An 18520-nucleotide genomic window follows, 5' to 3' on the forward strand; every position below is an offset into this window, starting at 1 on the left:
GGGGGGTCTTCGATGAGAAAGTTGCAGCAAATGAAAAATTGGATCACTAAGCAGATAGACCTACCTGCAGATGTATTCATGGATCTGCCGAGAATTACCCTTGTCGGGCAGGTACATATTTATATAGAAAATCATCGTGGATTATTAGTATTTAGTGATAAAGAGGTGCGGCTTTTGTTAAAGCAAGGACAATTATTAATAAAAGGGGACTCTTTTGTTATTAAAACGATTCTTCCAGAAGAGCTTTTACTTGAAGGAACTATTGAGCAAGTCTTGTTTTTAGAAGGAGAAAAGAAAGATAGATAAAGTGAAACTTCCATTCGTGAGGTGTTCTTTCTCACGAATGGTTAGTTGAAGAAATCGGGCTCAAACAGTCGATTAGTATTCGCCTCTTAGTTTTACTACTACCGACTGTTTGAGCGGGACAAAGTGATAGGAAAGGTGCAGGTCTTTATGGGGGACTGCGCCTTTTTCAGAAAGCTGATGGGGGCGAGCTATGAAAAATCAGTGGTTTACAAGATGGATTGGGTATGTGAAGGTGCGGATTCAAGGAAGAGGAGTAGAACGATTTATTAATGAATGTGTACGGCGTGATATTCCTGTTTGGAATGTGAAGAAAGTTGCAGATGATACACTTGTATTTTGCATGCCGCTTCGTGATGTGAAACGATTACGTCCGATTTACCGTAAAAATGAATGTAAACTGTACTTCATTGGACGTTATGGGCTGCCATTTTGGAATAAACGCTTACTTCGAAATAGTGGTTTTCTTGTTGGTTTTTTCCTTTTTTTCTTTATTGTTATCGTTTTATCAAACATGGTATGGAAAATAGAAATAACAGGGGCAAAGCCAGAGACGGAATATATTATGATGAAAGAATTGGACAAAATGGGTATTAAGAAAGGGAAGCTGCAATTTCAAATGCCTAGTGTAGAGACTGTACAGCGTTATTTGACTGATAATATTAATGCCATTACGTGGATTGGTTTGGAAGTGAAAGGAACGACATATCGCTTTAAAATAGTTGAAAAAAATGAACCGAAAAAAGAAAAAGAACAGGTGCCGCAACATTTAGTTGCAAAAAAAGAAGCGATTATTACGAAGATGTTTGTGGAGATTGGAAAGCCAGCAGTTATGAAAAATGATTATGTGCAAAAGGGACAACTTCTTGTATCGGGGGTATATGGGAAAGAAGATAGCCCGACAATTGTTTCTGCTAAAGGGGTTGTATTTGGTGAAACTTGGTACAAGTCTGAAGTGGAGGTACCTTTGAAAACGACATTTCAAGTCTATACAGGGAATTCATATAGAGAACATTATCTTACTTTCGGAAACGTAAAAATAAAAATATGGGGATTTCAGCATGATAAGTATAAGCGGTCTAAAACGGAGACAGTAAGACATGATGTTAAGTTGCTCGGTTTTACACTACCGATTGCTTATGAAAAAGCGATTGTACGTGAAGAGGAGGAAGCAAACCGTGAATATACAGAAAAACAGGCAATTGCGGTGGCGGAGGAAATGGGACAAAAAGAATTAAAGAAAAAACTGGATGAACGTGCTATGATTATAGGGAAGAAAGTTTTGCATAAACAGGTTGAGAATGGGAATTTAAAATTATTGTTGCATTATACAGTGATTGAAAATATTGCAGAGGCTCAACCGATATCTGAATCCGATATTCAAGGAGATTGAGTAATTAATGGCTGAACAATTAGTAGAGATGAATCAACAATTGGAAAACCATAATGAAGCAATTGCTTTGTTTGGAGTAAATGATGCGCATTTAAAAGTAATTGAGAACGAACTTGAGGTATCGATTGTTACGAGAGGGGAATCTGTTCGTGTATCTGGAACAGAAGAAGCGTTAGCTCTTGTTGAAGGTATATTACAACAGCTTCTAGTTGTTATTCGCAAGGGTGTATCGATTTCTGAGCGTGATGTAATCTACGCGATTCAACTTGGCCGTCAAGGGAAATTGGCTCATTTTGAAGAGTTATATGAAGAAGAAATCTTTAAAACAGCAAAAGGTAAGTCCATCCGTGTGAAAACGATAGGACAAAGGCAATATATTTATGCCATTAAGAAGAATGATATTGTTTTTGGAATGGGACCAGCAGGTACTGGCAAAACCTACTTAGCTGTAGTAATGGCTGTTCGTGCATTAAAAAATGGTGATGTGAAAAAAATTATTTTAACAAGACCTGCTGTTGAAGCTGGAGAAAGTTTAGGTTTTTTACCTGGAGATTTGAAAGAAAAAGTGGATCCGTATTTACGCCCTCTTTATGATGCTCTTCATGATGTGCTTGGGCAAGAACATACGCAAAGAATGATAGAACGCGGTATTATTGAAATTGCCCCGTTAGCATACATGAGAGGACGAACACTCGATGATGCGTTTGTTATTCTAGATGAAGCACAAAATACAACAGGAGCGCAAATTAAAATGTTTCTAACGCGTCTTGGATTTGATTCGAAAATGGTTATAACGGGAGATCCATCCCAGATTGATTTACCGAAAGGTGTGAAATCTGGCCTTTCTATTGCAGCGAATGTATTAGACCGTGTACCTGGACTTTCGTTTATTAAACTAGAGCAATCGGATGTTGTTCGTCATCCGCTCGTACAGCGCATTATTGAAGCATATGATAAAATGGAATGATCCTGCTTGTAAGGATCATTTCTTTTTATCTCGCTCAAACAGTTGGTAGTAGCAGGTCAAAGAAGAGAAGGCCAACCAACTGTAAGAGCCCGATTGGTTCAACTAACCATTCGTAAGGAAAAAGCGCCTCACGAATGGAAGTTTCACTTTATATCAGGAGAGGAGAAGGTATTGTAATTATGTCAGGGTTTCAAGAAGTTGCTAAGTGGTTTCGCAATACACAGCATTCGAAAAAACTGAGCTGGATTTCTTATGTTTTATTAGGAGCGGTGCTATTTTTGGCGCTGATGAATAATGTAAAACCGGAACAATTAGATGTCAAAATGTTGTCTATTTCAAAAAAGACAATCCATTCTCCTGTTAAAATTGAAGATAAAGTAACGACAGAAAAGAAAAAGAGAGAAGCGGCTCAAAAGGTCGAGGATCAGTATACGTATCGAAGTGAATATAAACAAAACCGGATTGATGTTGTGAATTCGGTCTTTGATGCAATAAAAGAAGTGGATTCAGAGGCAAATACTTCGGCACCAAATGCGCAAAAAAACTTGTCGACTACAGAACGATTGGATAAATTAAAAAAGAAATTGCCAACGGATTTAACGAAAAGTTTGTCTGATCAAGTGTTATTGCAATTTTTAAATGCGACAGAAGATCAGCTTCTTGTGGCGAGGGAATCAACCGTCACAGCTGTCAATAATTTAATGAGTTATCATATTAAAATGAATGAAGTGGATCAGTTTAAAGACCGTATTACTAACGAGTTAAAAAACGTATCTGTTAGTAACGAATTGAAACAAGCAATTACCGCACTTGGTCAGTATGCGATCGTACCAAACTATTTTTACGATTCGTCTGCTACGAAGGAACAGAAGCAAATGGCGATGGATCAAGTGGATCCTGTCTATATTTTACAAGGTCAAATTCTTGTAAAAGAAGGTGAAACAATTACAAGAGAAGTGTATGAACAGTTGAAGTTAGTAGGATTACTGAATCAAAGTAATTCATTTCAACCATTTTTAGGACTAGCTATTTTTATTGGTGTTCTTCTATTTTTTATGCATAAGCAATTTGAGGCGTTTTTAAAGTCGAAAAGAGAGGACAAGCCATATATTTTAGCATATACAACAATTGTCGCCATTACAGTTGTTTTAATGAAAATTATTAGTTTGTTTCAAAAGTTAGAATATGCCGGTATTGCTTATATTGCTCCGGTTGCAATGGGAACTATATTAGTGAAGCTGATGATTGGTGATCGATTTGTTTTTATAACAAGTGTGATTTTTTCAGTGTGCGGTAGTATTTTATTTAATGAAGAGGTAACGAGTACACTTAATTATTCAGTTGGGATTTATGTATTGCTTAGCTCGCTTTCTGTTAGCATTTTTTTGCGGGAAAAAAATCGTCGTACAATGTTGCTGCAAACTGGGATACTTGTATCTATTTTAAATGTGGTTGTATTAGCAGCTTTATTGCTACTGCGCAATGGAAACTTTTCACCGATTGAGATTGGAACACATTTATTAATGGCAGCAGCATCTGGGATTATTTCATCGGTTTTAGCAATGGGGATTTTGCCATATTTAGAAAGTGGTCTTGGTCTTGTTTCTAGTATGAAGTTGGTGGAATTAGCAAGTCCAAATCATCCATTGCTTCGCAAAATTTTATTAGAAGCACCAGGAACGTATCATCATAGTGTCATGGTCGCGAATTTATCAGAAGCGGCATGTGAAGCTGTTGGGGCGAATGGTGTGCTAGCACGTGTAGGAGCATATTATCATGATATCGGAAAAACAGTGCAGCCGCATTTCTTTATTGAAAATCAAATGGGAATCTCAAATCCCCATGATCGATTGGACCCTGAAACAAGCAGAGATATTATAATTGCCCATGTTACAAATGGAGTAAAAATGTTAGAAGAACATCATATTCCGCAAGAGATTATTGATATCACAGCGCAGCATCATGGAACTACTTTGTTAAAGTATTTCTACTATAAAGCAATGCAAGAGGATAAAGAGAAGTACACAGAAGAGATGTTTCGTTATCCAGGTCCAAAAGCAACATCAAAAGAATCGGCTATTGTCGGTGTTGCTGACAGTGTAGAAGCGGCAGTGCGTTCCATGAATGCACCAACACCAGAGCAAATTGATAATCTTGTTCATAGTATTATTAAAGACCGTCTACAAGATGGACAATTCAGTGAATGTAATTTAACATTTAAAGAACTGCAAATTGTGGAGAAAACATTATGTGAAACATTAAATGGAATTTTCCATTCTCGGATTAAGTATCCGAAATTATCAGAAGAAAAGGTGAAGTAAATGGGGTTAATAATTGACTTTTTTGATGAAACGGAAGAAGTAAAAGAAGAGTATGTTGAACTAATTCAACAGTTAGTTGAAAAAGCAGCAGAGACAGAATCTGTAGAAGACGGAGCGGAACTTTCAATTACATTTGTAAATAATGAGCGCATTCAAGAAATTAACCGTGAATATCGTGATAAAGATCAGCCAACAGACGTAATCTCTTTTGCGATGGAAGATATGGGCGAAGGAGAAATGGAAATTGTCGGTGTGGACATGCCCCGCATGTTAGGCGATATTATTATTTCTATTCCGAGAACGAAAGAGCAGGCTGAAGAATATGGCCATTCTTTTGAGCGTGAGCTTGGTTTTTTAGCGGTGCATGGCTTTTTGCATTTGCTTGGTTATGATCATATGACAGAAGAAGAAGAAAAGGTTATGTTTGAAAGACAAAAAGAAATTCTCAATGCTTTTGGATTGGGTAGATGAAAAAAGGAAAACTTATAAACAGTTTCCGCTATGCATTTGCTGGAATTTTCTTTTGTCTTCTCCATGAACGAAATGTACAAATTCATTGTTTAGCAACGTTCATTGTTAGTGGCCTTGGTTTTTATTTTCATATTACGAAAACAGAATGGCTTATTTTACTTTTGACAATTGGGGGGGTATTTGCACTAGAAATCGTTAATACAGCGGTGGAGAAAACGGTTGATTTAGTAACGACTGAGGTGAAACCACTTGCTAAAATAGCAAAAGACGCAGCAGCAGGCGCGGTGTTATTTTTCTCGATTATTGCCGTTGTAATTGGTGCTATTATCTTTGGACCGTATATGATATAGTTGCATTCCAAAGATTTTTATCTTTTCATATTGTAAATGGAAAGGAAGAGAAACTGTGAACAGCAAAGAATTAATTCAAGAAGCAATCGAAGCGCGTAAACAAGCATACGTACCGTATTCTAAATTTCAAGTAGGTGCTGCCTTATTAACGACAGACGGGAAAGTATATCGTGGTTGTAATGTTGAGAATGCATCATATGGTTTGTGTAACTGCGCGGAAAGAACAGCGCTATTTAAAGCGATTTCGGAAGGAAGTACAGAATTTACTGCAATTGCAGTTGTAGCGGATACAAAACGTCCAGTACCTCCTTGTGGAGCGTGTCGTCAAGTTATGGTAGAATTGTGTGAGTCAAATACAAAAGTGTATTTGACAAATTTAAAAGGTGACATACAAGAAACAACAGTAGGAGAATTGTTACCAGGAGCATTTTTAGCGGAGGATTTACATGAATAGAGAAGGTTTTAAATCAGGTTTTGTCTCTATTATTGGGAGACCAAACGTTGGGAAATCAACATTTTTAAACCGAATTATCGGTCAAAAAATTGCGATTATGAGTGATAAACCACAAACAACACGTAATAAAATTCAAGGTGTGTACACAGAAAATGATGCGCAAGTCATATTTATTGATACACCAGGTATACATAAACCAAAGCATAAGCTTGGCGATTTTATGGTTAAAATGGCTCAAACAACAATAAAAGAAGTAGACATTGTTTTGTTTATGGTCAATGCAGAGGAAGGCTTTGGACGTGGTGAAGAGTTTATCATTGAAAAATTGCAAGAAACGAAGCGACCAGTATTTTTAGTAATTAATAAAATTGATCAAGTTCATCCAGAGGAGCTGCTTGGACTTATTGATAAATACCGTACGTTATATGATTTTGCTGAAATTGTGCCCATTTCAGCATTAGAAGGAAATAATGTAGATGCGTTAATTGGTGCGATTAAAAAATATTTACCAGAAGGCCCGCAGTATTATCCGGAGAATCAAGTGACAGACCATCCGGAGCGCTTTATTATTGCAGAACTTATTCGTGAAAAAGTATTGCATTTAACACGTGAAGAAGTGCCGCATTCTGTTGCGGTTGTTATTGATGCAATTCAAAAGCGTGAAGGCGGGGCAGTTTATGTTAATGCAACAGTCATTGTAGAACGTCCATCACAAAAAGGAATTGTGATTGGGAAACAAGGAAAGATGTTAAAAGAAATTGGAAAGAGAGCGCGCTTTGATATTGAGTCGCTTCTTGGTTCAAGAGTATTTTTAGAGCTGTGGGTAAAAGTGCAGAAAGATTGGCGTAACAAAATGTCACAGTTACGCGACCTTGGTTTCCGTGAAGACGAATATCTATAAAGTGAAACTTCCATTCGTGAGATGTTTTTCTTCACGAATGGTTAGTTGAACCAATCGAGCTTTTACTGCCCACAAATAGTGGATAAAAACTGTATATTTTAGAAAAAATTTTCTCACATGAAAATGAACAAAATGGGTCATTTTAATAACAAAGAAAGAAATTGGGTTACATGCACGCTTACTAAGAAAGGTGGATTCTTATGTTAGATTTTACCTGGAAAGTTTTCTCGAAAACAGGAAGCATTGAAACGTATCTGCTCTTAAAAGAGATGGAAAAAAGTGCAGAGGATGAAATGCATCAGCATGACGAAATATTAGTAGAGCTGGATTCTCCAATTTCCTAACCCATTTTGTTCGAACCTTGGATGGTGACGAACATGTTTCAAAAAATTGAGGGAATTGTCATTCGAACGATTGATTATGGAGAAACAAACAAGATTGTAACTATATTTTCCCGCGAATTAGGGAAAGTTAGCGCAATGGCCAGAGGAGCTAAAAAACCTAAAAGTAGACTGGCATCCATTTCTCAATTATTAACTCACGGCCATTTTCTTATTCAAATGGGTTCTGGTTTAGGGACATTACAGCAAGGTGAAATTATTTCTTCTATGCGAGAAATCCGTGAAGATTTATTTTTAACAGCTTATGCGTCATTTATTGTTGAATTGACTGATAAAGCCACAGAAGAGAAAAAACATAATCCATATTTATTTGAAATGTTATATCAAACGTTGCATTATATGAGTGAAGGGGTTGACCCGGAAGTTTTAGCGCTAATCTATCAAACGAAAATGTTGCCAGTTTTCGGGCTTAATCCATACTTTGATACATGTGCGATTTGTCACCAGTCAACAGATTTTGTCGCCTTCTCTGTTAGGGAAGGCGGCTTTCTTTGTAAACATCACGCTGAGCAAGACTCGTATCGTATTGCAATTGGAGAAGCTGTTCACAAGCTGTTGCGGTTATTTTATCATTTTGATTTAGCGCGTCTTGGAAGTGTATCTGTTAAAGAAGACACGAAGAAACAAATGCGCACAGTATTGAATATGTACTATGATGAGTATTGTGGGATCTATTTAAAATCAAGACGTTTTTTAGACCAGCTGGATAAATTTCAAATATAGTGGACCAAATGAGGTCTTTTTTACATACTTTCTTTTTCGAATGATATATTTAGTATATAATATTTAAGAGATAGTATAACTCTTTTCGTTTTGTAATGAAGGTGGTGATTATCATAGAACTGAATAAGCGCCAAGAACATATCATCCAGATTGTAAAAGATAACGGTCCAATTACAGGAGAAGCGATTGCTGAGCAATTAAATTTAACGAGAGCAACGCTTAGGCCAGATTTAGCTATTTTAACAATGGCGGGTTATTTAGAAGCGCGTCCACGTGTTGGCTACTTTTATACCGGGAAAACAGGTGGGCAATTGCTTTCTGAGGCAGTTAAAAAAATTATTGTACAAGATTATCAATCTAGGCCAGCTGTGATTGATAAAAACGTTTCTGTATATGATGCAATCTGTGCAATGTTTTTAGAAGATGTCGGTACTTTATTTATCGTTGACCAAAATACATTGTTAGTCGGTGTTGTTTCTCGAAAAGATTTGCTAAGAGCAAGTCTAGGAAAGCAGGATTTAACGTCATTACCGGTAAATATTATTATGACAAGAATGCCGAATGTTACGATGTGTCGCAAGGAAGATAGCTTGTATGATGTTGCAATGGATTTAATAGAAAAGCAGATTGATGCTGTTCCGGTTGTGAAGGACACGAAACAAGGATTAGAAGTTGTCGGTCGCATCACAAAAACTAATATTACGCGTGCATTCGTTGATTTAGTGAATCATGAGTAAGTGCAATTCGTTTAAAGTGAGGTAATGCAATGAATAGTAAAATTGTATATGTCGTATCTGATTCGGTTGGAGAAACAGCTGATTTAGTTGTTCGAGCAGCGATGGGCCAATTTCCATTTGCGCCGGATATTAGACGTGTACCGTACGTAGAAGATACAGGGACATTAAAAGAAGTTATTTCTATCGCCAAAAGTAATGATGCGCTTATTTGTTTTACGTTAGTAAAGCCCGATATGCGAAAATATTTACGGGAAGAAGCGGCAAAAGAAGGTGTAGAGGCTTATGATATTATCGGTCCTCTTATCGATCAAATTGAAGAAGTAACAGGGCAAATCCCAAGGTATGAGCCAGGGGTTGTACGAAAGTTGGATGAAGAGTATTTCAAAAAGATTGAAGCGATTGAATTTGCTGTGAAATATGACGATGGTAGAGATGCGCGTGGTCTTTTAAAAGCTGATATCGTATTAATTGGAGTGTCTCGTACATCAAAAACACCACTTTCACAATATCTTGCACATAACAAGCGATTAAAAGTTGCCAATGTTCCTCTCGTACCCGAAGTGGATCCGCCGGAAGAATTATATCGCGTGCCGAAAGAAAAATGCTTTGGTTTAAAAATAACGCCCGATAAATTAAATCATATTCGCAGGGAACGTTTAAAATCTCTTGGATTAAGTGATGGAGCAAGTTACGCCAACATTAATCGTATTAAAGAAGAGATTGAACACTTTGAACGTGTAGTGAATAAAATCGGTTGTCCTGTTATTGATGTATCGAATAAAGCGATTGAAGAAACAGCAAATATTATTGTGAATGCAGTGCAAAACCGACAGAAGTTTTAGCACATTTACCAAAGGTGAATGTGCTTTTTTCACTCAATTATGAAAAAACAATGGACATCTAGCTAAGTTTAGAAAAATATATTATAATAAAAAATTGTGATAAAAACATTCATTTTACGTTTAGACTTTAATTTTTCAGAATAAACTAGGGATAGGATTTGTAAAGGAAATACTTTTACGTAAAATCGACAAAAATCTGAACAAGAAAACACACATTATGGAAGGATTCACAGAAGGGATGTAGAATAGAGAAATATGCAAAACATCACTAAAATTTTTGTTGATGCAGATGCCTGTCCAGTGAAGGAAGAAATTTGGTTTATCGCATCCTACTCTCATCAGTCAAGAAGCCAAAAAGGAAATTAGGTATATGTAGATTCTGCACAAGACGAGGTGGATTTTTACATCTATCAACGTGCAAAAGCAGGAAATCTCGTTATCACACAAGATATGGGACTTGCTGGTCTTCTCGTCAAAAAAGGAGTATACGTATTATCTCCGCGCGGCACAATTGTGACCGATGAGCATATGGATACAATTTTATATAATCGATATGTATCTGCGAAGTTACGTAGACAAGGAACCTTTACAAAAGGGCCAAAATCATTTTCTAAGTGTGATGGACAATGTTTTTTGTCTAGTTTAGAAAAAATATTGTCGAATTATAAAGGAATTCTTTAGTTTGTATCGAATACAAAATACGACACGGAGATGGAGTTATGGGGAACAGAATTCCCGAGGAAGTTGTAGAACAAATTCGTACATCGTCTGATATTGTTGAAGTCATTGGGGAATATGTGCAGCTTAAAAAACAAGGTCGAAATTATTTTGGGCTTTGTCCTTTTCATGGCGAGAACTCACCGTCGTTTTCTGTTTCTGCTGATAAGCAAATTTTTCATTGCTTCGGATGTGGAGAAGGGGGAAATGTTTTTTCCTTTTTAATGAAAATAGACGGACTGTCTTTTGTGGAAGCTGTACAAAAATTAGGTGAGCGAAATGGAATTCCTGTTGCTAACTTTACATCAGACTTAGAGCAAAAACAAAACATATCTGATGATAGTATGATTATGTTGCAAGCTCATGAGCTTTTGAAAAAGTATTACCATCATCTTTTAGTAAATACAGAAGATGGGAAACAATCGCTTTCGTATTTGCTAGAGCGAGGTATTACGAAAGAAATGATTGCAAAATTTGAAATTGGATATGCCACTCCTGCTTGGGATGCAGCGGCGAAAATCTTGCAAAAGCGAGGTTTCTCACCAGCTGTTATGGAACAAGCTGGGTTACTTGTTCGCAGTGAGAAGGATGGCAGTTATCATGATCGTTTTCGTGGACGAGTTATGTTTCCAATTCATACACTGCAAGGAAAAGTAGCTGCTTTTAGTGGACGGGCATTAGGAGATGATACTCCTAAGTATTTGAATAGCCCAGAAACGCCTATTTTTCATAAAAGCAAGCTACTATATAATTTTCATCAAGCAAGGCCATTTATTCGAAAACGAGGGCAAGTTCTTCTCTTTGAAGGATATGCGGATGTTTTAGCAGCTGTGAAAAGTGGAATTGAAGAATCTGTTGCAACAATGGGCACTGCTTTAACTGAGGAACAGGCGAAGCTTCTGCGGCGTAATGTTGAAACTGTTGTTCTTTGCTATGATGGTGATAAAGCAGGACAAGAAGCAACAATGAAAGCAGGACAATTGTTATTGCAAACCGGTTGTGAAGTGAAAGTTGTCTCTATGCCAGATAAATTAGACCCTGACGAATATGTACAGCGATACGGGACAACACAGTTTCAGAAACTTGTACATGCAAGTATAAGTTTTGTTGGATTTAAAATAAATTATCTTCGTTTAGGGAAAAATTTGCAAGATGAATCTGGAAAAGAAGCTTATGTGAAAAGTGTTTTAAAAGAGTTAGCGTCATTGCAAGACGCAATGCAGGCAGAATCGTATTTGAAGGCATTGTCACAGGAATTTGCTTACTCAATGGAAACACTACTTGGGCAATTGCACCAATATCGCAAAGAACAAAAGGTACAGCAAAAACAGACAAAGCCAATTTCGCAGCCTTCTCAAATTGTTCATGCGAAGCCGAAATTTTCTGGTTTTGAAAGAGCTGAAAGAGAGCTTATTTATCATATGTTGCAAAGTGTAGATATCGCTTTTCGTATCGAGCCTCATATAGAAGATTTTCATACGGAAGAACATAAAGGGATTTTATATGAGCTATACGCATATTATGAAAAGGGAAATGAACCGTCAGTCGGAAACTTTTTAAGTTGGCTTTCTGATGAAAAGTTAAAAAATATTGTAACCAATATTTCAACAGATGAAATGATTAATCCCGAATACTCAGAAGAATTGCTTCAAGGTAACGTAGATGCTTTGCGTCGGCATAAGCAAAAAATAAAGAAAATGGAAAATATTTTTACGCTCAAGCAAATGGAAAAAGAAGACCATTTGGCAGCAGCGCGTTTTTTCCAAGAGTATTTACAAAAGCGAAAAGCAAGAAAATAGCTTTTTGTATAAAAACTTATTATAATCATTGTTTGTATCTCGCGTAAGGAGGGGAACAAATGGCTGATAAACCAGCTCGTTCTAAACAAATTGAAACTGATATAACACTTGAGCAAGTGAAAGAGCAACTCACAGAGCTCGGAAAAAAACGTGGCGTTCTTACATATGAAGAGATTGCAGAACGCATGAGCGGATTTGATATTGAATCCGAACAAATGGATGAATATTATGAATATTTAGGTGAACAAGGAATTGATTTAGTTGGCGACAACGATGAAGATCCAAACACACGTCAATTAGCCAAAGCAGAAGAAGAGTTTGACTTAAATGATTTAAGTGTACCGCCAGGTGTGAAAATTAATGATCCTGTGCGCATGTACTTAAAAGAAATTGGTCGTGTTGACTTACTATCTGCTGAAGATGAAATTGCTCTTGCAAAACGTATTGAAGAAGGCGATGAAGAAGCGAAGCGTCGCCTTGCAGAAGCAAACTTACGTCTTGTTGTAAGTATTGCAAAACGTTATGTTGGCCGCGGTATGCTTTTCTTAGACTTAATTCAAGAAGGGAATATGGGTCTAATTAAAGCAGTTGAAAAGTTTGATTACCGCAAAGGGTATAAATTTAGTACGTATGCAACATGGTGGATTCGCCAAGCGATTACACGTGCAATTGCGGACCAAGCAAGAACAATTCGTATACCAGTTCATATGGTTGAAACAATTAATAAATTAATTCGTGTTCAACGTCAGTTATTACAAGATTTAGGTCGTGAGCCGTCTCCTGAAGAAATCGGTGAAGAGATGGATTTGTCTCCTGAAAAAGTACGCGAAATCTTAAAAATTGCACAAGAGCCAGTATCTCTTGAAACGCCAATTGGTGAAGAGGACGACTCTCATTTAGGTGACTTTATTGAAGACCAAGAAGCAACATCTCCTGCAGAGCATGCAGCATATGAGTTATTAAAAGAGCAATTAGAAGATGTATTAGATACATTAACAGATCGTGAAGAAAATGTTCTTCGTCTTCGTTTCGGCTTAGACGATGGACGAACTCGTACGCTTGAAGAAGTTGGAAAAGTATTCGGCGTTACGAGAGAGCGTATTCGTCAAATTGAAGCAAAAGCGCTTCGTAAATTAAGACACCCAAGCCGTAGCAAACGTTTGAAAGATTTCTTAGAATAGAGATTTGTTTAAAGTTTACTTCATTAATATGGAGTAAACTTTTTTCTTTTGTTAATTTTTGTTAAAATTTAGCCATCGAAAGCAATTACAATTCTTGTAATTTATTTTACAGAATTGTCTTTTGATTTGCAAATGGTCATTTTTCGATTTTTCGATTAATTTCGTGTATTCCTAGCAAAAATATGTGGAAAATATAACTGTTTATGATGAGAAAAGAGGATATTTATCAAAAATTCACATGATTTTGTAGCAGAATAATTGATAGAATATATGGAATATTTTTAACTTAGTATAGTTTGGTCTTTTCTGGTAGAGCGTTTTCAAGTACAATAGAAATGACTGAATCATCAAATTATTAGGGGATATAGAGGGGGAAAAAGAAAAAATGAAGCGTAATCCGTTAATTCCATTTGCTCTTATTGCTGTATTGGGAATTGTTATTATGTTTGTATTTTCATTTCAAGGCATGCATAAATCAAAGGAACTAGCTGAAGCGAAGAAACACGGGGGAAAAACGACACAAACAGCAGCAAAGCCTGAAGAGATTGTAAAACAAAGTTGTACAAGCTGTCATGGTGATCAGTTGCAAGGGGCAGTTGGTCCTAATCTACAAAAAGTGGGCGACAGACTTTCAAAAGATCAAATCCAAGAAGTTATTTTAAAAGGAAGAGGAAATATGCCAGCAGGTATTATTCCGGCGGATCAAGCATCAAAAGTTGCGGATTGGTTATCAAAGAAAAAATAATATTTTATTACATAGATAACTCTTTGCGCCTAAGCGAAGGGTCTTTTTTTGTTCCGTTATTCGTGGGCAGTAAGACTCCCGCCTTAAGATTGTGAGAAAACAAAGAAGATAGGTAGGAGGTAAACTGCTCGTAAGAGCCCGATTGGTTCAACTAACCATCAGTGGGGGATAAAGAAAAACCCCCCACTGATGGAAGTTTCACTTTATTATGTTTGCTTTCTGTTTGCCTTCTTTTTAAAATAGGATAAAGATAATCGTAACAAAGCAATGTGAGGACTACATGAAACAATTATTTTTTGATATATGGATAAATTGGGAGAAAGGTTTTTGAAAAATAAATGCTTTGTAAGGGGAGGGAAATGATTTATTCCCTTGCAACAACGACTATAAATTCTTTATCATGGAGACAGACTGAAAAGAGAAGGAGTAATTGAAACAAATGAATGAAGTAAAGCTTTCAAAACGATTAGAAGAAGTGGTGCTTGAAATTCCAACAGGTTCCACTGTTGCAGATATTGGTTCGGATCATGCTTATTTACCTTGCTATACGATTTTACATAATATTGCCACACAAGCGGTAGCGGGAGAGGTTGTAGAAGGTCCGTTCCGTTCCGCTCAAGCTACAGTAGCAGAGTGCGGATTGCAAGATAAAGTGAACGTACGTAAAGGGAATGGCTTAGAAGTAATCGCGCCAGGTGAAGTAGATGTAATTACAATTGCAGGTATGGGTGGTGCGTTAATTCGTGATATTTTAGAGAATGGAAAAGAGAAGCTTATTGGTGTAACTCGTTTAATTCTACAACCTAATATTGCTGCGCATCATATTCGCGAATGGTTTATTGAAAATGGCTGGGAATTAATAAAAGAAAAAATTGTAAAAGAAGACGGGAAGATTTACGAAATTTTAGTAGGGGAACAGGGTAATACCCTTGCACCGTACAATGAGAAAAAAGAAGAAGCTTTATTAATGGGACCATTTTTAATGAAAGAGAAAAATGAAGCGTTTGTAGAAAAATGGGAGAGCGAGCGAAAAAACTTTAAAAATATTTGCAAGCAATTAGAACTTGCGACAGAGACAGAAGATACAAAAGTAAAGCGTGCAGAAGTGTTAGAGAAGATACGTATGATTGAGGAGGTTTTATCGTGAGTAAAACGCCGAATGGATATGAAATCATTTCTTTATTTGAAAGTATGTACCCAAAACATTTAGCAGTCGAAGGTGATAAGGTGGGATTGCAAATTGGGGCATTAAATAAATCGGTAGAGAATGTTTTAATCGCTCTTGATGTAACGGAAGGCGTTGTACAAGAAGCGATAGAAAAAGGGGCAAATTTAATTATTGCTCATCACCCGCTGATCTTTAATCCATTAAAAGTAATTCATACAGAGCAAGCATACGGGCGTATTATTGAAATGTGTATAAAACATGATATTGCGGTTTATGCTGCTCACACAAATGTGGATATCGCAAAAGGTGGTGTGAATGATTTACTTGCAGATGCTTTAGGGTTGCAGGAAACGGAAGTGCTTGTTCCTACTTATGCAGAAGAAATGAAAAAGCTAGTTGTATTTGTTCCTTCTTCGCATGCAGAAACAGTACGTCAAGCGATTGGTGACGCAGGAGCAGGTCATATCGGCAATTATAGCCACTGTACGTTTAATAGTGAGGGTACTGGTACGTTTCTGCCGCAAGAAGGAACGAATCCGTATATCGGAGAGACAGGGCGTTTAGAACAAGTGGAAGAAGTTCGTATTGAAACAATTATCCCGGCTTCCTTGCAGCGTAAAATCATGAAAGCAATGCTAGGGGCACATCCGTATGAAGAAGTGGCATATGATATTTATCCGCTAGAGAACAAAGGTGAAACATTAGGACTTGGGAAAATTGGATATTTACCACAAGAAATGACATTACAGCAGTTTGCAGAGCATGTGAAGGAATCCCTTGAAGTGAAGGGGGCTCGCGTTGTTGGGAACTTACATGATACTGTGAAAAAAGTAGCGGTACTTGGCGGGGATGGAAATAAATATATGAAGCAAGCGAAGTTTAAAGGAGCAGACGTATATGTAACAGGAGATATGTATTATCATGTTGCACATGATGCGATGATGTTAGGGTTAAATATTGTAGACCCAGGGCATAACGTGGAGAAAGTGATGAAAAAAGGCGTGCAAAAACAATTACAAGCAAAAGTAGATGAGAGAAAGTTTACTGCGCGTATTCATGCTTCAGAATTACATACCGATCCATTTACATTTGTATAAAATGCAAAGTAAAATCCGTTATCTCATAAGATAACGGATTTATTTGTATTATCTCGCTATTTGTGGGAGGCTTACTGCCCGTAAAAGCCCGAATGGTGAGATCTTTCCATCAGTGAGGGAACCTCCACTGATGGAAGTTACACTTTATTTTGCCTTTACTTTTGGTAAGATTTTTTGTAATGGTACGTTTCGCTTACGCTCCCACGTTGCAGGATTTGTTGGATCGTACTGTTCAAAAAATGCGATTACTTCTTTTGTAATAGGTGTTGGTGTAGAAGCGCCTGCAGTAATAGCGACTGTTTCTACGCCTTGTAGCCATTCTAATTGAATTTCACTTACATCGGCAACGCGGTATGCTTTTGTGCTGGCAATTTCTTCAGACACTTGTGCAAGACGGTTAGAGTTATTACTTTTTGGATCGCCAACAACAATTGTTAAATCAGCAGCAGTTGCTTGTTTTGCGACAGCCTCTTGACGGACTTGTGTAGCAAGGCAAATCTCTTTATGAAATTCTGCTGTTGGAAACTTTTCTTGGATGTTCTCCATAATATGTTGAACATCCCATTGACTCATCGTCGTTTGATTTGTGACCAAAATTTTATCAGTTGGAATGGCAAGTGTTTCAAGGTCTGCTGCTTTCTCAATGAGATGGACAATATCTGGGGCAATTCCAACTGCACCTTCAGGCTCAGGATGTCCTTTTTTACCGATATAAATAATATGGTAGCCTTCTGCTTTTTTTGCTTCAATTAAGTCGTGTGTTTTTGTTACGTCAGGACATGTCGCATCAATTGTTGTTAGTCCTTTTTCTTTTGCGCGCTGCTTTACTTCAGGAGATACACCGTGAGCTGTAAAAATAACAGTGCCAGACTCAATTTTCTCTAAAATATCTAAGCGGCTTGGGCCATCAAGCGTAATAATGCCATCTTCTTCAAACGCATCTGTTACGTGTTTGTTATGGACAATCATCCCTAAAATATAAATTGGTCTTGGTAAAGTTTTATCCAGCGCTGCATTGCGCGCAATGACCATCGCGTCTACAACACCGTAGCAATAGCCGCGAGGAGAAATTTTAACAATTTTCATATAATTAATCCGCTCCTTTAAAAAAGGATTTGTTTGATAAAGTTAATCCTTTTTATTATAAAGGAGAAGGAAGCGGATGACAAAGAAATGTTACACATATAACTTTGGTTTAGGAGTAGTTGACTGTAAGGTTTCTACGTTTGCATCATCTTCAAGCATGATTTGAGAAGTAAGTGGTTTGCTTGTAATAGGTATTTGTTTAGGTGGAGTGGGAGGTATTATTTCGACTTCTTCTGTTTCTTTTTCCTCAGTACTTTTTCCAGATGTAAGTATTTTCATTATGTTAGGAATACTGCGGACAATCGGGCCGTATTGCTGCACGACGGGTCCAACGGATTGGGCCATTTGGACAACTTTTTCAACGTTGTTTAGCATTCCAGTGGGGTTTGAAATGAAGTTAGTGAAAAAGCTGCCAATCCCACTAGATGTACTTCCTGCTGCTCCTGCTGCTCCGCGTGTTTCATTTGGTGCCATCATTTGAGGTTGCATCATTCTTTGCTGTTGCTGCGGTTGCATATATGGGTGGTTTTGCTGCTGCTGCGGTTGCATATATGGACGGTTTTGCTGATATGGTATATTTGAGTAGGTTTCCATTTGTCTATAAGGGGGCATCATATGCATATATTCTGCAGCTGGGTCGTTTTTTTTAAACAATTTTGCAAGAAAGCCTTTCTTTTTAGGCATCATCGGTTGCATACCTGGTGACGGTTGCATGCCTGGTGACGGATACATCGTATAAGGATAGGGAGGCTGACCGTACATTTGTTGATATGGAGGAGATTTCATACGCATTAGGAAATCCTCCTTTCTTCAATTTGGTAATACACACTACAATATGCAATTGACAGTAAGAAGGTTAGTTTT

At 37.3% G+C, this 18520-nt stretch carries 20 protein-coding genes; 18 read left to right on the forward strand and 2 right to left on the reverse strand.

From position 1 onward, the window contains the following. Window positions 1–12 precede the first annotated feature (12 nt). From yqfC to ACTDJC_RS02375, 18 genes are all read left to right on the forward strand, one after another. Window positions 13–306 carry a sporulation protein YqfC gene (yqfC, locus tag ACTDJC_RS02290; RefSeq protein ID WP_098307840.1) on the forward strand — a complete coding sequence of 98 codons (294 nt, stop codon included), beginning with the start codon at window positions 13–15 and terminating at the stop codon, window positions 304–306. A 190-nt stretch (window positions 307–496) separates the two neighbouring features. Continuing rightward, complete coding sequence (gene yqfD / locus ACTDJC_RS02295; protein ID WP_253630425.1) at window positions 497–1696, forward strand: sporulation protein YqfD; 1200 nt, start codon at window positions 497–499, stop codon at window positions 1694–1696. Window positions 1697–1703: 7 nt separating this feature from the next. Then, complete coding sequence (locus ACTDJC_RS02300; protein ID WP_253630424.1) at window positions 1704–2663, forward strand: PhoH family protein; 960 nt, start codon at window positions 1704–1706, stop codon at window positions 2661–2663. Window positions 2664–2842: 179 nt separating this feature from the next. Next, on the forward strand, window positions 2843–4984 hold the full coding sequence (locus ACTDJC_RS02305; RefSeq protein ID WP_440602567.1) for an HD family phosphohydrolase: 2142 nt from the start codon (window positions 2843–2845) through the stop codon (window positions 4982–4984). Next, the gene (gene ybeY / locus ACTDJC_RS02310; protein ID WP_098307832.1) at window positions 4985–5455 is read left to right on the forward strand and encodes an rRNA maturation RNase YbeY; all 471 of its coding nucleotides are present in this window, start codon (window positions 4985–4987) and stop codon (window positions 5453–5455) included. Next, window positions 5452–5805, forward strand: a complete 354-nt coding sequence (locus ACTDJC_RS02315; protein ID WP_253630422.1) for a diacylglycerol kinase family protein — start codon at window positions 5452–5454, stop codon at window positions 5803–5805. The genes ybeY and ACTDJC_RS02315 overlap by 4 nt, the downstream gene beginning before the upstream one ends. 55 nt (window positions 5806–5860) lie before the next feature. Next, window positions 5861–6259: a cytidine deaminase gene (locus ACTDJC_RS02320; RefSeq protein ID WP_098307828.1), complete on the forward strand. Its 399-nt coding sequence runs from the start codon at window positions 5861–5863 to the stop codon at window positions 6257–6259. After that, on the forward strand, window positions 6252–7160 hold the full coding sequence (era, locus tag ACTDJC_RS02325) for a GTPase Era (protein WP_098307826.1): 909 nt from the start codon (window positions 6252–6254) through the stop codon (window positions 7158–7160). The genes ACTDJC_RS02320 and era overlap by 8 nt, the downstream gene beginning before the upstream one ends. A gap of 200 nt (window positions 7161–7360) precedes the next feature. Then, entirely contained in the window at window positions 7361–7504 is a 144-nt protein-coding gene (locus ACTDJC_RS02330) for a YqzL family protein (RefSeq protein WP_098307824.1), read from the forward strand. A 33-nt stretch (window positions 7505–7537) separates the two neighbouring features. Further along, window positions 7538–8284 (forward strand): DNA repair protein RecO, encoded by a 747-nt coding sequence (recO, locus tag ACTDJC_RS02335; protein ID WP_098307822.1) that lies wholly within the window; start codon window positions 7538–7540, stop codon window positions 8282–8284. 104 nt (window positions 8285–8388) lie between these two features. Then, window positions 8389–9021: a helix-turn-helix transcriptional regulator gene (locus tag ACTDJC_RS02340; protein ID WP_098308050.1), complete on the forward strand. Its 633-nt coding sequence runs from the start codon at window positions 8389–8391 to the stop codon at window positions 9019–9021. 29 nt (window positions 9022–9050) lie between these two features. Continuing rightward, on the forward strand, window positions 9051–9863 hold the full coding sequence (locus ACTDJC_RS02345) for a pyruvate, water dikinase regulatory protein (RefSeq protein ID WP_098307820.1): 813 nt from the start codon (window positions 9051–9053) through the stop codon (window positions 9861–9863). Between the two features lie 393 nt (window positions 9864–10256). Further along, window positions 10257–10544: a DUF188 domain-containing protein gene (locus ACTDJC_RS02350; RefSeq protein WP_440602568.1), complete on the forward strand. Its 288-nt coding sequence runs from the start codon at window positions 10257–10259 to the stop codon at window positions 10542–10544. Between the two features lie 38 nt (window positions 10545–10582). Then, window positions 10583–12379: a DNA primase gene (gene dnaG / locus ACTDJC_RS02355; protein ID WP_098307818.1), complete on the forward strand. Its 1797-nt coding sequence runs from the start codon at window positions 10583–10585 to the stop codon at window positions 12377–12379. A 59-nt stretch (window positions 12380–12438) separates the two neighbouring features. Then, window positions 12439–13560: an RNA polymerase sigma factor RpoD gene (gene rpoD / locus ACTDJC_RS02360; RefSeq protein WP_098307816.1), complete on the forward strand. Its 1122-nt coding sequence runs from the start codon at window positions 12439–12441 to the stop codon at window positions 13558–13560. 385 nt (window positions 13561–13945) lie between these two features. Beyond that, a complete protein-coding gene (gene cccA, locus ACTDJC_RS02365; protein ID WP_098307814.1) occupies window positions 13946–14305 on the forward strand; it encodes a cytochrome c550 in 360 nt (119 codons plus the stop codon). A 439-nt stretch (window positions 14306–14744) separates the two neighbouring features. Further along, window positions 14745–15452, forward strand: a complete 708-nt coding sequence (locus tag ACTDJC_RS02370) for a tRNA (adenine(22)-N(1))-methyltransferase (protein ID WP_098307812.1) — start codon at window positions 14745–14747, stop codon at window positions 15450–15452. Further along, window positions 15449–16570, forward strand: a complete 1122-nt coding sequence (locus tag ACTDJC_RS02375; RefSeq protein ID WP_098307810.1) for a Nif3-like dinuclear metal center hexameric protein — start codon at window positions 15449–15451, stop codon at window positions 16568–16570. Before ACTDJC_RS02370 ends, ACTDJC_RS02375 begins: the two co-directional genes overlap by 4 nt. Before the next feature lie 144 nt (window positions 16571–16714). Here ACTDJC_RS02375 and ACTDJC_RS02380 read toward each other — a convergent pair whose 3' ends face one another. Then, window positions 16715–17656: a 4-hydroxy-3-methylbut-2-enyl diphosphate reductase gene (locus ACTDJC_RS02380; protein WP_098307808.1), complete on the reverse strand. Its 942-nt coding sequence runs from the start codon at window positions 17654–17656 to the stop codon at window positions 16715–16717. A gap of 90 nt (window positions 17657–17746) precedes the next feature. Continuing rightward, window positions 17747–18448 carry a VrrA/YqfQ family protein gene (gene vrrA / locus ACTDJC_RS02385; protein WP_440602569.1) on the reverse strand — a complete coding sequence of 234 codons (702 nt, stop codon included), beginning with the start codon at window positions 18446–18448 and terminating at the stop codon, window positions 17747–17749. Between the last annotated feature and the right edge of the window lie 72 nt (window positions 18449–18520).

The sequence above is a fragment of the Bacillus sp. GB_SG_008 genome, from assembly GCF_052038115.1.
Lineage (GTDB): Bacteria > Bacillota > Bacilli > Bacillales > Bacillaceae_G > Bacillus_A > Bacillus_A rhizoplanae.